Source organism: Brevundimonas subvibrioides (assembly GCF_027271155.1).
In the GTDB taxonomy this organism is placed as follows: domain Bacteria; phylum Pseudomonadota; class Alphaproteobacteria; order Caulobacterales; family Caulobacteraceae; genus Brevundimonas; species Brevundimonas subvibrioides_D.
Genome location: NZ_CP114542.1, coordinates 278,820 through 293,181, shown reverse-complemented (window position 1 = coordinate 293,181; position 14,362 = coordinate 278,820). Strand labels below are relative to the sequence as shown.

The following is a 14,362-nucleotide window of genomic DNA, read 5'->3' as shown; positions in this document are numbered from 1 at the left end:
TCGGATCAGGCCTTCGGCACCTGGGTGACGACGGACATCATCTGGCGGAACTGGTCCTGGGCCTGAAGGCCGAAGCTGGTCCAGGTCTTCATCAGCTCTTCCGGCTGCATGGCGGTGATGTTGGCATCCATGCGGGTCTTCATCTCGCTGACCAGTTGGTCGTTCAGAACCGTGACATCCGGCAGGCCCAGAAAGGCACGCGCTTCTTCCGGTGTGCACTCGGCCTCGATCTTGACTTTCATCCTGGTGCTCCAACCTCTCGAAGGCCCGTCATAGGCCGAACTGGCCGATCAAAGGAACCCTCCCATGCGCGCCATTCGCCTCGCCCGTGCCGGAGGACCGGACGTCCTTGCGCTTCATGAGGTCGACACGGCTGTGCCGGGCCCCGGTCAGATCCTGATCCGGCACGAGGCGATCGGTCTGAACTTCATCGACATCTATCAGCGAACAGGCCTCTATCCCCTCGCCTGCCCGACCGGTCTCGGGCTGGAGGGCGCCGGGATCGTCGAGGCGATCGGCGAGGAGGTCACCCGGTTCCAGGTGGGCGATCGGGCGGCCTATGGTACGGGGCCCATCGGGGCCTATGCCGAGGCTCACGTCGTCGATGCGAACCGCGCCGTCCGGGTTCCCGCCGACGTGTCCCTGAGGACGGCGGCGGCGGTCATGCTGAAAGGTATGACTTCGGAGTTCCTGGCCAGACGCGTGTTTCACGTGAAACAGGGCGACGCCGTTCTCATCCATGCCGCAGCCGGCGGGGTGGGACTGATCCTGTGTCAGTGGCTGCGGTCTCTGGGGGCCACCGTCATCGGCACGGTCGGAGACGAGTCCAAGGCCAGGATCGCGCGCGCCCACGGCTGCGACCATGTGATCCTCTACAAGACCGAGGACATCGCCGGACGGGTCAAGACCCTCACCGACGGCCTGGGCTGCGCGGTCGTCTACGATTCGGTGGGCCGGGACACGCTGGAGGCGTCACTCGCCAGCCTGCGCCGTCGGGGTCTGCTGGTCAGTTTCGGAAACGCGTCCGGGCCCGTCCCACCGATCGAGCCCCTCCGGCTCTCGCGCGGTGGATCGTTGTTCCTGACCCGCCCGACCCTGTTCGACTATGTCGCCACGACGGAGGAACTGGACCAAAGCGCCAGCGCCCTGTTCGGAATGATCCGGTCGGGCGCCATCAAGGTCGAGATCGGCCAGACCTTCCGCCTGGATCAGGTCCGGGAGGCGCACGAGGCGCTCGCCGGGCGACAGACAACAGGCTCCACTTTGCTGATCCCGTGACTGTCTCCTCCCGGGTCGCGTAGCGAACGGGGAGGAGACCCGATCAGGTATTCATCGACTGGAAGAAGTCGGCGTTGTTCTTGGACTGACGCAGCTTGTCGAGCAGGAACTCGATCGCGTCCTGCGGTCCCATGGGGTTCAGGATGCGGCGCAGCACATAGGTCTTGGTCAGCTGGTCCTTCGGCGTGATCAGCTCTTCCTTGCGGGTGCCCGACTTCAGCACGTCGATGGCGGGGAAGATGCGCTTGTCGGCGACCTTGCGGTCCAGCACGATTTCCGAGTTCCCCGTGCCCTTGAACTCTTCGAAGATGACCTCGTCCATCCGGCTGCCCGTGTCGATCAGGGCGGTGGCGATGATGGTCAGGCTGCCGCCCTCTTCCACATTCCGCGCCGCGCCGAAGAACCGCTTGGGCCGCTGCAGGGCATTGGCGTCCACGCCGCCGGTCAGGACCTTGCCCGACGAGGGCACCGTGGCGTTATAGGCTCGGCCCAGGCGCGTGACCGAGTCCAGCAGGATAACGACGTCGCGCTTGTGCTCCACCAGACGCTTGGCCTTCTCGATCACCATCTCGGCCACAGCGACGTGACGGGTCGCCGGCTCGTCGAAGGTGGAGGCCACGACCTCGCCCTTCACCGTCCGCTGCATGTCGGTGACTTCCTCCGGCCGCTCGTCGATCAGCAGGACGATCAGGGCGACCTCAGGGTGGTTGGCCTCGATCGACTTGGCGATGTTCTGCAGCATCACCGTCTTGCCGACGCGCGGCGGGGCGACGATCAGGCAGCGCTGGCCCTTGCCCAGAGGGGCGACGATGTCGATGACCCGGCCGGAGCGATCCCGCAGGGTCGGGTCCTGGATTTCCATAATCAGCCGCTCGTTCGGATACAGCGGCGTCAGATTGTCGAAATTGACCTTGGTGCGGACGGTCTCGGGATCCTCGAAATTGATCGTGTCGACCTTCAGCAGGGCGAAGTATCGCTCGCCTTCGCGGGGCCCACGGACCGCGCCGTGGACCGTGTCGCCCGACCGCAGACCAAACCGGCGGATCTGGGACGGCGACACATAGACATCGTCCGGACCCGGAAGATAATTCGCGTCCGGCGAACGCAGGAAGCCGAAGCCGTCGGGCAGCATCTCCAGCGTCCCGGAGGCGATGATCTCGACCTCTTCGTCAGCCAGGGTCTTCAGGATGGCGAACAGCAGGTCCTGCTTGCGCAGGTTCGAGGCATTCTCGATGTCCAGCTGCTCGGCAAAGGCCACCAGTTCGACCGGCGACTTGTCGTTCAATTCCTGAAGGGTGATCCGACCGGAGGGGACGACGGACTCGCCCTCGTCCTCGGCATCGTCGCCGATGTCGGCCGCCACGTCGGCGTCGTTGGCCCCGTCGGCCTGGGACGAATCCTCGGTGGCTTCGGGCGTCGAGGCGTCCAGCGTCTCGGATTCGGGGCTGTCGTTGGGGGTGTCGCGGACGTCGGTCATGTCGGAACTCGGGATTCACGCCATTCCGGCCCGGCGTCGGACGACGTCAGGCAGGAACGCTTGGAAGGATGTGGCCTGACGGCCGAGGGGGAGCGTCGGATCCGAGGGCGGCATCTGCCAGCGATCGGTCGACGCGAAGAGAAGGGCAGCGCCGCAGAACGACGCCTCACGGCGAGCGGAACCACGAACCAGGGGTCCGGGTCAAGCGTGGCGGATCAGAACGTCCACTCCGTCGTTACCGACAGCACCATGACGATGGCCAGCACGAACGGCACCTCATTGGTCATGCGCCAGAATTTCGAGGTCCGGACCGATGTCCCGGCCAGGATCTTCCTGCGCTCCGCCACCAGATAGACATGCCAGGCCAGCAGCAGAACGACCCCGATCAGCTTGGCGATCATCCATGGCTCGGCCAGGAAGCCGGCACCGCGCATCTCCACATCCAGATGGATCAGCCACAGGCCGAAGATCAGGGCCAGACCCATGGCCGGATGCAGGATGATCTTCAGCATTCGCCCCTGCCACAGTCGCAGGAGCGTGCGCATCTCCGTCTTCAGCGGCTCGGCCTTGTCAGCCTGTTCGGCGTCATAGGCATAGAGCCGCGGCAGGAACAGCAGGCCCGCCATCCAGGCGATGACGGCCAGGATGTGAAGCCCCCGGGCCAGATCGTACAGATTCATCGCTGAGCTTCCTACGCCGCCTTCTTCTGCGCCTGACAGGGGCAGGCCTTCCAGCGCCCCTGGCACCCCGGCCCTGCGGGCGCGATACCGGTTCGGCCGAGGCTGTCCTTCACCGCATCGGCCAGGCCGTCGATGAACAGGGGGCTGACCCCCACAGCCGGCACGCGCAGATAGGGGTGAACCCCGGCCTCATGCGCCAGTTCACCGTATTCGATATCCAGCTCGACCAAGGTCTCGATGTGTTCGGACACGAAAGCGATGGGGGTGACGACCAGGCCGATACCCTCGGCTCCAGCAGCGCGAATGGCATCGGGCGTGGACGGTCCCAGCCATTTCAGCGGCCCGACGCGGCTCTGGTAGCACAGTAGCCAGTCGCTCAGACCGGCCTCGGAAGCCACGGCCGCGACGGTCGCCTCGACCTGTTCCTGATAGGGATCGCCGTCCTTGTGGACCAGCTTCTCCGGGATGCCGTGCGCCGAAAACAGGACCCGGACCGGCCGGCCCGGATGCTCCCGATCGGCCTCGGCCAGCTTGAGACGAACGCCCTCGGCCTGCGCCGCGACCCAGCCCTCGGCCCGGGGATAGCAGCAGATCGTCCGGGTCGTGCCTGTGCCGGCATAGGCGGCATTCCAGGCCTTCAGCGACGACCGCGTCGTCGTGGTCGAGAACTGCGGATAAAGCGGCAACAACACGATCTCGTCCGGCCCCCAGGCGGCCACGTCGACCGCGGCTTCCTCGGTCAGGGGATGCCAGTACCGCATGGCCATGAAGCTTCTGACCTCGTCGCCGGGCAGCCGGGCCGACAGCGCGGCATCCAGGGCCTCCATCTGGGCCCGGGTCTCGCCCTTCAGCGGCGAACCGCCGTTGGAATCCATCATTGAATAGTTGGCCTGGGCGCTGGCCTCGCGACGCGAGGAGATCAGCCTGGCCAGGGGCGTGCGGAACAGCCCGGGCAGACCGATGATGGCCGGGTCGTTGAACAGGTTGAACAGGAACGGCTTGACGGTGGCCGCATCGTCCGGCCCCCCCAGGTTGAAGAGCACGACGGCGATACGACGACCCGACCGCTGGCTCCCCGGGCTTGCGTTCACTGCGCGCCGATCCGTTTCAGAACCTGCTCGACGTGAGCGATCGGCACGTCCGGCAGGATGCCGTGGCCCAGGTTGAAGATCCATGGGCCGGAACCCCAGGCCTCCACAAGCTGATCAACCCTGCGGTCCAGCGCCGCACCGCCGACGCGCAGCAGCAGCGGATCGAGCGCGCCCTGGATCGGCTTGATCTTCTGGACCTCGCGGCCCCGCTCCAGCGAGCAGGCGGTATCGAGCGCCACGCCCTGCACATCGACCTCGCGGGCGTAGCGATCGGCATGAAGCGCCGAGCCGCGCGGGAAGCCGATCAGGGGGACGGTGACGCCCAGCTCCCGCACCCGCCTGACCAGGGCCTGATGGGGTTTCAGCACTAGCCGTTCGAACAGATCATCCGGCAGGCCTTCTGCCCAGCTCTCGAAGATCTTCAGCGCGTCGGCCCCGGCATCGGCCTGCATCTTCAGATAGCGGGCGGTGGCCTCGACCAGCACAGCCAGGACCTCGTCGACCTTCTCCGGTTCGGCATAGGCATAGGACCGGGCCGTGGCGCGTTCGCCCTTGCCGATCGTGTTGTGATGGCCGTCCAGCATATAGGTGGCTACGGTCCACGGTGCCCCGGCGAAGCCGATCAGCGCGCGTTCCGGCTCCAGCTGGCTGCGCACCAGGCTCAGGGTCTGGCCAACCTGGTGCAGATGCTGGCCCGCACCCTCGGTGAGCTCCTGCATCCGGCCGACGCTTGGCAGCAGACCCAGACGCGGTCCCTCGCCGGTCTCGAACCAGACGTCCTGACCGAGCGCCTGCGGGATCAGCAGGATGTCGGCGAAGACGATGGCCGCATCGAACCCGAACCGGCGCATGGGCTGCAGGGTCGCCTCGGCGGCCATCTCCGGGTTCAGGCAGAAGGCGATAAAGTCCGGGGCCTGGGCCCGCAGCGCCCGGTATTCGGGCAGATAGCGCCCGGCCTGGCGCATGAACCAGACGGGAGGACGCTCCAGGGTCTCGCCCTGCAGGACACGGATCAGTGACGGCGTGGTGCTCATGACCTTGGCTTTACGGGGGGAGGGCGCTGGCCTCAAGCCCACGTCCTCCTCCTTGTTCCATTGAGAATCATAAAAGAATTGGAGGAAGGCAGCAGAGGGCGGGACGACGGGGACAAAGCAGGGCGATTCCGGGGTTCGGCATCGCTTTTCCACGGCCGGCGGGCGGCTTCGGTCGTTGGCGACGAAGGCCGGTGGAAACCGGGGATAATCCTTAACCAAACCTTAACGGCCGGGGGCTCCGGCTGATGATTCTGTCCTGACTGGCGTGGGGGTCGTTTACCTTCTGTTAAGGATGTCCCCAGCCGAACCAGCGGCGCTTCTGCCGCATTGGATGATGTCCGGTAAGGATACGGGCGTGTCCGACATTCTCCCGGCTCGCCCGGCGGACGGCGGCGCCCTATAGAAAACCGTGCCCCGGTCTCGCCGCGCGGCGCCCAGACCGATCCACAGGAATCACGGCCATTCGCGCGATCTCGATCTTGGTTATCCAGCAATGGGGTCCGCAGTGAGCCCGGCCAGGCCTGCGGGCGCGTCACGGCTGGCGACCTATTTCCATGTCCATCTGGTTTCGGACTCGACCGGTGAGACGCTGAACGCCATGGCCAAGGCGGTCACCGCCCGCTTCGACGGGGTCATTCCGATCGAGCACATCTATGCCCTGGTCCGGTCCGACCGCCAGATGGAGCGGGTGCTGGAGGAAATCGCGACGGCGCCGGGTGTCGTTCTTCACACCATCGTCGACCGCGCGCTGCGGGCCCAGCTGGAAGAGGGCTGCCGGGCGCTGGACATTCCCAACATCGGCGCTCTGGACCCGCTGGTCGGTGCCCTGTCCCGGTATCTCGGCGCGGCCCTGTCGACGCGGGTCGGGGCCCAGCACACCCTCGATCACGACTATTTCAACCGGATGGGCGCGCTGGACTACGCCATGTCGCACGACGACGGCCAGGGCACGGCCGAGCAGCTGGAAGGGGCCGATGTCGTCCTCGTCGGCGTCAGCCGCACGTCCAAGACCCCGACCTGCATCTATCTGGCGCACCGGGGTATCCGTGCGGCCAATGTGCCGCTGGTGCCCGGTCAGGAGGATGGCGAACGCCTGGTCGGACTGAAAAACCCGCTGATCGTGGGCCTGACCGTGTCGCCTGACCGGCTGATCCAGATCCGCCGCAACCGGCTGGACGGCCTGAACGCCAACCACGCCTCCTCCTACGTCGAGCCCGACGCCGTGCGCGAGGAGACCATCAAGGCGCGCCGCGCCTTCGAGCGTCGGGGATGGCCGACGATCGACGTGACCCGCCGCTCGGTCGAGGAGACGGCGGCGGCCATCCTCAATCTGCTGAACGAACGGCGGACCAGAACCGTAGGGGTCACATGGTGATGGGAGAGAGGTCCAGACGGCTGATCCTGGCATCGCGCAGCGCCGCGCGGCGGGCCATGTTGACCGGGGCCGGCGTTCCCTTCGAGACCCAGGACGCCGGCGTCGACGAGGATGCGATCAAGACCCGCCTGACCGGCATCGCTCCGGCTGACCTGGCGCTGGAGCTGGCGCGTGCCAAGGCGCTGGCGGTGTCGGGTCAGCATCGGGACGCATGGGTGCTGGGTTCGGACCAGACGCTGGATCTGGAAGGCACCATGGTGTCCAAGGCCCCGGACCTCGAGGCAGCGCGTCTGCGTCTGCTGTCGATGCGGGGCCGGACCCACCATCTGAACGCGGCGGCGGCCCTCGCCCACAACGGAGAGGTGGTCTGGTCCGGCGTGGATACGGCGCGGATGACCCTGCGGCCTTTCACCGACGCATTCCTCGATCACTATCTGGCCGTCGAAGGCGAGGCCCTGCTGGGCTCGGTCGGCTGCTATCGGCTGGAAGGCATGGGATCGCAGCTGTTCGTCCGGGTCGAGGGCGACTATTTCACCGTTCTGGGCATGCCCCTGTGGCCGGTGCTGGACGAACTGCGCCGCGCCGGAGTGATCGCGACATGACGGCCAGACTCACAGGCGCGGTCCGGCTGGGCGGGATCGTCGGAAATCCGGTGGCCCATTCGCTCAGCCCGGTCATCCACAATGCCTGGCTGGAGGCGGCGGGCCTGGACGGGACCTACGGGGCCTTCTCGCCGCGCGATGCGGCTGGATTCGAGACCCTGGTGGCCTTTGGACGGGCCGGACTGCTGTCGGGCGTGAACGTCACGGCGCCTTTCAAGGAACAGGCCTTCGCCTGCGCCGACACCCGGTCCCGGACGGCCACGGCCAGCGGATCGGCCAATACTCTGGTCTTCCGCGACGGGCAGGTCTTCGCCGACAGCACCGACGGCGAGGGTCTTCTGCGGGCCCTGTCCCAACAGGCCCCCGCACTGTCGCTGAAGGGATCGACCGTCGTGATGCTGGGCGCAGGCGGGGCGGCGAGGGCGGCGGTCGCGGCCCTGCGCGATGCGGGGGCCACTGTCCGGATCGTCAATCGCACGCGGGACCGTGCCGAAGCCCTGGCCACGGACCTCGGCGGCCTGATCGAGGTCGGTGATGCGGCGACGGCCTTCGCCGGGGCCGCCCTGGTGGTGAACGCGCTCAGCGTGCGACCCGCGATCGATCCGGAGAGCCTCGATCCGGCGACGGTGGTCATGGACATGACCTATCGACCGGTCCGCACGCCATTCCTGACGGCCGCCAGAAGCGCCGGCCTGACCACCGTCGATGGCCTGGCCATGCTGATCGGCCAGGCCGGGCCATCGTACCGGGCGATCTTCGGTGTCGAACCGCCCGATCTCGACCCCCGGCCTCTGCTGCTGGCCCATCTGGGAGAGACGGCGTGATCGTTCTGGGCCTGACCGGCTCGATCGGCATGGGCAAGTCGACGACGACCGCCATGTTCGCCGATCACGGAGCCCTGGTCTGGAACGCCGACGATGCCGTCCACGCCCTCTATGCCCCGGGCGGCGCGGCGGTCGGGCCGGTCGGGGAGGCCTTTCCCGGTGTCGTGGTGGACGGTGCGGTGGACCGGGCGCGGCTGGCCGAGGCGCTGGGGCGCGACGCCGCGGCTTTCCGACAGCTGGAAACGATCGTCCATCCGCTGGTGGTGGCCGGGCGGCTGGCCGATCTTGAGGCCGCGCGGGCGACGGGGGTCGCGCTGGCGGTCCTGGATATTCCTCTGCTGTTCGAGACCGGCGGCGAGCGCGCCGTCGATGCCGTGGTGGTCGTGTCGGCGCCCGAGGCGGTGCAGCGCGCCCGCGTTCTGGCCCGGCCCGGCATGACGCCGGAGCGGCTTGAGGCCATCCTGGCGCGGCAGGTCCCCGATTCCGAAAAGCGCCGCCGCGCCGACTTCGTCATCGATACGGGCGAGAGCCTCGAGGCGACCCGCGCCCGCGTGGCCGAAATCGTGGGGATGGTTCTGTCGCCGGACTGGAAACGGCCGGTGCGGAGTCTTTCGCAACCCGACGAAGCGCCCCATTAAGCGGGGATGGCCCGCGAAATCGTTCTCGACACCGAAACCACCGGCTTCGACCCGAAAACGGGCGACCGGCTGATCGAGGTCGGCTGTATCGAGATCATGGATCTCTTGCCCACCGGGCGGACGTTCCACCGCTTGGTCAATCCGGAACGGCTGATCCCGGCCGATGCGATCCGGGTCCATGGCATCACCGACGACAAGGTCCGGGACGCGCCCCGGTTCGCCGAGATCGTCGTCGATCTGATGGACTTCATCGGCGATGCGCCCGTGATTGCCCATAATGCCCAGTTCGACCGCAATTTCATCGATCACGAATGCGGCCGCTGCGGTCATCCGCTGCTGCACGAGACCCGCTGGATCGATACGCTGCAACTGGCCCAGAAGCGCTTTCCGGGGATGGCCAATTCGCTGGATGCCTTGTGCAAACGCTACAGGATCAGCCTGGTCGACCGCACCCTGCACGGGGCCCTGATCGATGCCCGGTTGCTGGCCGAGGTTTATCTGGAGCTGAAGGGCGGCAAGGAGCGGGTTCTGGACCTGACCAGCCGTAGGGAAAGTGTGGCTGCCGCCGCCCACGCCGCGGCCGGTGGCTACGGTGCCCGGCCCCGGCCGCTGGCACCACGTCTGAATGCCGAAGAAAGCGCCGCCCATGCCGCATTTCTGGCCGCGACGCTCAAGGATCGGTCGTTATGGGAAGGCTACGGGGTGACCCCGTAGTCTCCGCCCTGTCGGCGAAGCCGATAGGGCGGAGACTACAGCCTACGCCACGCCCGACGGCTGGCCGTTCTGCTGCTGCATCCGCGCGGCATAGATGCCGGCGAAATCGATCGGATCCAGCATGAAGGGCGGATAGAAGCCGCCGTCCGCCGTGGCGCGGGCGATGATCTCGCGCGCATAGGGGAACAGATAGCGCGGGCATTCGATCAGCAGCAGCGGCTCGATGTCCTGCTCGGCCACGCCCGACAGCTGGAACAGGCCCCCGTAAAGCAGTTCCACGTGGAACACCGCCAGCGTCTCGGTCGAGGCCTTGATCGACAGCTTGATGTCGACCTCGAACAGTCCATCGGGGCGCCCCTGGGCATTCAGTTCGACGCCCATGTCGATCGAGGGACGACCCTCGATACGCAGGGAATCCGGGGCCTTGGGGTTCTCGAACGACAGGTCGCGAACATATTGTGCCAGGATGCGGAAGCCGGGGACGGGCGGCTGGCCGGTGGGGGCTGAGCCGTTCGGCTCGGTCGGGGCGACATCGGTCATGGGGTCAAAGCCGTGGGCGGACGAAGGATGAGAGGCCGGGCGACTAGCATCCGCGACACGGCCCCGCAACGGCCCCGTCCCGTCGCCGTCCACTCGCCTTCGTGACGCAGTGGATGCGTGTCGCCTTGCGCAGGCCTATATAGGACCGTAATCGTCCATCCGACGCCGTTGGCCTTTCGTCGGAAGCGCGCATCGAAAACCCGGGATAGACCGTGCCCTCACAGTTTCTGATCGTCATTTTCGCCGTGATCGCGGCCATCGTCCTGTTCCAGCTCTACAATGTGCTGGGCAAGAAGGTCGGCCGCCAGCCGCAGGAGGATGCCAAGAGCCTGACGGCCCTGCCGGCGACCGCCGGTCCCGACGCGCCCGGCCGGACGCCCGGCGTGGACGCCACCCTGCTGGCCGCCGCCGCTTCGCTCCGCGCCCGCGACCCCGCCTTCGATCCCGCCCGGTTCATCGATGGGGCCCGCCAGGCCTATGAGACGATCGTCCGGGGCTATGCCGCCGGTGATCGGGCGGCGCTGAAGCCGCTGTTGACCCCCGCCGTGCTGGAATCGTTCGAGACCGGCATCGCCGCGCGCGAGACCCGCGGCGAGACCGAGCAGGTCGAGTTTCTGCATCCGCCCCGCGCCGATCTGGAACTGGCCTCGGCCGAAGGCGACCGGGCTGTGGCCAAGGTGCGCTTCCTCGCCGAGCTTCGGTCGCGGATCATGCCCCCGGCGGACGAAGCCACGCCGGGCGCCCCGGCCGAGGAACGCATCGAGGAACGCCGGACCGCCGAGCACTGGACCTTTGAACGCTCGCTCGGCGCGTCCGACCCGAACTGGGTCCTGGCCCGGGTCGAGCCCGCCAACGCCTAGGGCCGACCGCCCCTTGGGATTTTACCGGAAGCCCGGGCTGGCGGCGGCGCTGCTGCTGCTGGCGGGTTGTGCGACCGCGACGGGCGAGGCCCCGACCCGGCCAACCGCAACTGTAACCGCACCCGCACCCGCACCCGCGCCCGGGCCATCGCAGCCATCGCCCGCGCCCGATCCCGCCGCGCCGTCCGGCTTGCCCGGCCCGCAGACCCTGGCCGGCTGGGCCGACGAGGATCATCTGGCCGCGTTCCAGGCCTATGCCGGGACCTGTCGCGTCGCCCGCGAGGCTCTCGCGGCCTTGCGCTGCGAGGAGGCTCAGACGATCGGGCGGACGTCCAGGCCCGTGACCCCCTCGGTCGCCCGGGCCTTTTTCGAACGCGGATTCGGCGTCGTGGCCGCGGAAACCTCCGACGGCCGACCCGGACTGATGACCGCCTATTTTGCGCCGGAGTATACGGCGCGCCGCGCCCCGGACGGCCCGTTCGACACGCCGGTCCTGGCCCGGCCCGAGGGCTGGACGCGGGGCCAGATCCTGCCGGAACGGGCGACGATCGAGGCCGGACCACCGCCATCGCCGCCGCTCGCCTGGATGCGGGCCGAGGACCTGTTCTTTCTTCAGATCCAGGGCTCCGGCTATCTGACCTTTGAGGACGGCACGACCGCCCGCGCCGCCTATGCGGCCGACAACGGGCGACCTTTCACGGGGATTGCCCGGCCGATGGCCGACCGCGGCCTGCTGCCGGCCGACGGCACCTCGGGCGATGCGATCCGGGCCTGGCTGGCGGCCCATCGCGGAGCCGAGGCGCGGGCGATCACGGCCCTGAACCCGCGCTACATCTTCTTTTCTCTGGATCCCGACGACGGCGGCGAACCGGCGGGCGCTGCCGGCGTGCCCCTGCCGGCACGCCGGGCGATTGCGGTCGATCCCACCAGCTGGGCCTATGGCGATCTGGTCTGGATCTCGGCCGATGCGGGCACCCTGACCGGGGCGCGCCACGGCTATCGGGGTCTGGTGATAGCGCTGGACACGGGCTCGGCCATCCGGGGCCCGGTGCGCGCCGACCTCTATATCGGCCGGGGCGAGGCGGCGGGCGCTGAGGCGGGCGTCGTGCGCCACCCCCTGCGGATGTGGCGTCTGGTTCCCCGCTAGGGAATTGGGCCGATAGCGCCTAGAGGGACAGGCGGATCGCCCGCCAGGTTGCCCATTCCCATGACATCGCCCATCGAACGCATCGTCTATCGCAGCGATGCGGTCGCCCTGACCGACGGTCCCGTCGATGTCTCGCCCATCATCTCCACCTCGGTCCGCAACAACGCCAGGCGGCGGCTGACCGGGGCTCTGGCGCTGCAGGGCGGGACCTTTGTCCAGGTGCTGGAAGGCGACCCGGACGCCCTGACGGTCCTGATGGAAACGATCGAGACCGACGACCGCCACCGCAATGTCCGCGTCCTGGCCCGCTGGCCGGTGCAGGTCCAGCTGTTCATGGGCTGGGCCATGGTGCACGTCGATACCCGCGCCCTGTCGTCGCATCATTCCAGACTGCTGACCCAGACCGGCTCGGGCGCGCAGGTCACGAACGTCCTTGCCGACCTTGCCAGTGCCCGACTCGGTTCGGTGGTCCCGGGCATGATCGGCTGAGGCGGTATCGCTTCGCGCTTCCGCCAATGCCGTGAAACAGGCTCCCGAGATGATCTAGCGGCGCTTCAATCCGCCCAGCACCCCACGCAACAGTTCGCGGGTCAGGGTCGATCCGGCTGTGCGCAGAACCGACTTGGTCAGGGCCTCGAGCGGGGTCTGGCGGTTCGAGCGGCGCGGGGCCCTGGGGGCCGGTGCGGGGCGCGGGGCCGGCGCGGCCCGGCCCCTGGGCGCGGCACCGGGGGCCGGCTCTTCGGTTGCGGTTTCTGCCGCATGGCGGGCGGCGAGGATTTCCTCGGCGGATTCGCGGTCGATCACCGTGTCATAGACGCCCCTGACCGGGCTGGCGGCCATGACGGCGGCGCGTTCCGGGTCCGTGGCGGGGCCCAGCCGGCTGTCCGGCGGCCGGATCAGGGTGCGCTGGACGATCGTGGGGGCTCCCTTCTCGTCCAGCACCGAAACCAGTGCCTCGCCGGTGCCGAGCGCCTGGATCGCCTCCCGGGTGTCGAAGGCCGGATTGATCCGGAAGCTTTCGGACGCCGCCTTCAGGCCGCGCTGGTCGGCCGGGGTGTAGGCCCGCAGCGCATGCTGGATGCGGTTTCCCAACTGGGCCAGGACGCTGTCGGGGATGTCGGCCGGGTTCTGGGTGATGAAATAGATGCCGACCCCCTTGGAGCGGATCAGGCGCACGACCTGCTCGACCTTTTCCAGCAGCGGCCTGGGCGCATCCTTGAACAGCAGGTGGGCCTCGTCGAAGAAGAAGACCAGACGGGGCTTCTCTGGGTCGCCGACCTCCGGCAGTTGTTCGAACAGCTCGGAGATCAGCCACAGCAGGAAGGCCCCGTACAGACGCGGGCTGTTCATCAGCCGGGTCGAATCGAGCACATTGACCTGGCCGCGACCGTCGACGCCGGTCTTCATCATGTCGGTCAGCTTCAGCGCCGGCTCCCCGAAGAAGGCGTCGCCGCCGTCCTGTTCCAGCTGCAGCAGGGCGCGCTGGATCGAGGCGATGGAGGCCGGGGCCACATTGCCGACCTCGCGCCCGATCCGGGCCGCATTCTCGGCCACATAGACCAGCATGGCGCGCAGGTCGTCGAGGTCGAGCAGCAGCAGGCCCTCCTTGTCGGCGACATGGAAGGCGACGGTCAGCACGCCCTCCTGCACGTCGTTCAGATCCAGCATCCGCGCCATCAGCAGGGGACCGATCTCGGACACGGTGGCGCGGACGGGATGGCCCTTCTGGCCGTACAGGTCCCAGAAGACCGTCGGTGCCGCCAGCGGCCGCAGCGTCAGGCCCATGCCGGTGGCGCGGGCCAGCAGCTTTTCGTTCGGCGTGCCGATCTGGCTGATGCCCGATAGGTCGCCCTTCACGTCGGCGCAGAACACGGGCACGCCCATGTCGGAGAACCCCTGGGCCATGATCTGCAGGGTCACCGTCTTGCCGGTGCCGGTCGCCCCCGCGATGACCCCATGTCGGTTGGCGCGGTTCCACAGCAGATACTCCCGCCGCGCGACGCCGTTGTCGGAGGATTGGCCGAGGAACAGTCCTGCGGTCCGGTCGAGGGCGGGGGCGGCGGCGTCGGTCATTCGGAACTCCGGTTTCACCGCCACAATAC

16 protein-coding genes are annotated in these 14,362 nt (G+C 68.0%); 9 read left to right on the top strand and 7 right to left on the bottom strand.

Going from position 1 to position 14,362, the window contains the following annotated elements; all coding sequences use genetic code 11:
- Positions 1-5: 5 nt before the first annotated feature.
- A complete protein-coding gene (locus O3139_RS01510) occupies positions 6-242 on the bottom strand; it encodes a DUF6489 family protein (RefSeq protein WP_269515134.1) in 237 nt (78 codons plus the stop codon).
- A gap of 64 nt (positions 243-306) precedes the next feature.
- Here O3139_RS01510 and O3139_RS01505 point away from each other — a divergent pair, with 64 nt between their 5' ends.
- Positions 307-1,278 (top strand): quinone oxidoreductase family protein, encoded by a 972-nt coding sequence (locus O3139_RS01505; protein WP_269515133.1) that lies wholly within the window; start codon positions 307-309, stop codon positions 1,276-1,278.
- Between the two features lie 43 nt (positions 1,279-1,321).
- Here the strand turns inward: O3139_RS01505 and rho are convergent, their stop codons facing one another.
- From rho to hemE, 4 genes are all read right to left on the bottom strand, one after another.
- A complete protein-coding gene (gene rho, locus O3139_RS01500; RefSeq protein WP_269515132.1) occupies positions 1,322-2,755 on the bottom strand; it encodes a transcription termination factor Rho in 1,434 nt (477 codons plus the stop codon).
- Between the two features lie 215 nt (positions 2,756-2,970).
- Positions 2,971-3,435 carry a CopD family protein gene (locus tag O3139_RS01495; RefSeq protein ID WP_269515131.1) on the bottom strand — a complete coding sequence of 155 codons (465 nt, stop codon included), beginning with the start codon at positions 3,433-3,435 and terminating at the stop codon, positions 2,971-2,973.
- A gap of 11 nt (positions 3,436-3,446) precedes the next feature.
- The gene (gene hemH, locus O3139_RS01490; RefSeq protein WP_269515130.1) at positions 3,447-4,526 is read right to left on the bottom strand and encodes a ferrochelatase; all 1,080 of its coding nucleotides are present in this window, start codon (positions 4,524-4,526) and stop codon (positions 3,447-3,449) included.
- A complete protein-coding gene (hemE, locus tag O3139_RS01485; protein ID WP_269515129.1) occupies positions 4,523-5,560 on the bottom strand; it encodes a uroporphyrinogen decarboxylase in 1,038 nt (345 codons plus the stop codon). The genes hemH and hemE overlap by 4 nt, the downstream gene beginning before the upstream one ends.
- Before the next feature lie 493 nt (positions 5,561-6,053).
- Between hemE and O3139_RS01480 the strand changes: the two genes are divergently transcribed.
- Genes O3139_RS01480 through dnaQ form a run of 5 tightly spaced genes read left to right on the top strand, consistent with a single transcriptional unit; the run spans position 6,054 to position 9,713 of the window.
- Positions 6,054-6,935 carry a pyruvate, water dikinase regulatory protein gene (locus O3139_RS01480; RefSeq protein WP_269515128.1) on the top strand — a complete coding sequence of 294 codons (882 nt, stop codon included), beginning with the start codon at positions 6,054-6,056 and terminating at the stop codon, positions 6,933-6,935.
- The gene (locus O3139_RS01475) at positions 6,935-7,537 is read left to right on the top strand and encodes a Maf family protein (RefSeq protein ID WP_269515127.1); all 603 of its coding nucleotides are present in this window, start codon (positions 6,935-6,937) and stop codon (positions 7,535-7,537) included. Before O3139_RS01480 ends, O3139_RS01475 begins: the two co-directional genes overlap by 1 nt.
- Complete coding sequence (locus O3139_RS01470) at positions 7,534-8,361, top strand: shikimate dehydrogenase family protein (RefSeq protein WP_269515126.1); 828 nt, start codon at positions 7,534-7,536, stop codon at positions 8,359-8,361. The genes O3139_RS01475 and O3139_RS01470 overlap by 4 nt, the downstream gene beginning before the upstream one ends.
- Positions 8,358-8,999: a dephospho-CoA kinase gene (gene coaE / locus O3139_RS01465; protein ID WP_269515125.1), complete on the top strand. Its 642-nt coding sequence runs from the start codon at positions 8,358-8,360 to the stop codon at positions 8,997-8,999. The genes O3139_RS01470 and coaE overlap by 4 nt, the downstream gene beginning before the upstream one ends.
- A gap of 6 nt (positions 9,000-9,005) precedes the next feature.
- Positions 9,006-9,713 carry a DNA polymerase III subunit epsilon gene (dnaQ, locus tag O3139_RS01460; RefSeq protein WP_269515124.1) on the top strand — a complete coding sequence of 236 codons (708 nt, stop codon included), beginning with the start codon at positions 9,006-9,008 and terminating at the stop codon, positions 9,711-9,713.
- Positions 9,714-9,755: 42 nt separating this feature from the next.
- Here the strand turns inward: dnaQ and secB are convergent, their stop codons facing one another.
- On the bottom strand, positions 9,756-10,253 hold the full coding sequence (gene secB / locus O3139_RS01455; protein ID WP_269515123.1) for a protein-export chaperone SecB: 498 nt from the start codon (positions 10,251-10,253) through the stop codon (positions 9,756-9,758).
- Between the two features lie 212 nt (positions 10,254-10,465).
- Between secB and timA the strand changes: the two genes are divergently transcribed.
- The 3 genes from timA to O3139_RS01440 are packed head-to-tail and all read left to right on the top strand — an operon-like array spanning position 10,466 to position 12,749.
- The gene (timA, locus tag O3139_RS01450; protein WP_269515122.1) at positions 10,466-11,113 is read left to right on the top strand and encodes a TIM44-related membrane protein TimA; all 648 of its coding nucleotides are present in this window, start codon (positions 10,466-10,468) and stop codon (positions 11,111-11,113) included.
- 13 nt (positions 11,114-11,126) lie between these two features.
- A complete protein-coding gene (locus O3139_RS01445; RefSeq protein WP_269515121.1) occupies positions 11,127-12,260 on the top strand; it encodes an MltA domain-containing protein in 1,134 nt (377 codons plus the stop codon).
- A gap of 60 nt (positions 12,261-12,320) precedes the next feature.
- The gene (locus O3139_RS01440) at positions 12,321-12,749 is read left to right on the top strand and encodes a BLUF domain-containing protein (RefSeq protein ID WP_269515120.1); all 429 of its coding nucleotides are present in this window, start codon (positions 12,321-12,323) and stop codon (positions 12,747-12,749) included.
- A gap of 54 nt (positions 12,750-12,803) precedes the next feature.
- On the opposite strand, the gene O3139_RS01435 is transcribed toward O3139_RS01440, so the two are convergent.
- Positions 12,804-14,333 (bottom strand): helicase HerA-like domain-containing protein, encoded by a 1,530-nt coding sequence (locus O3139_RS01435; protein ID WP_269515119.1) that lies wholly within the window; start codon positions 14,331-14,333, stop codon positions 12,804-12,806.
- Between the last annotated feature and the right edge of the window lie 29 nt (positions 14,334-14,362).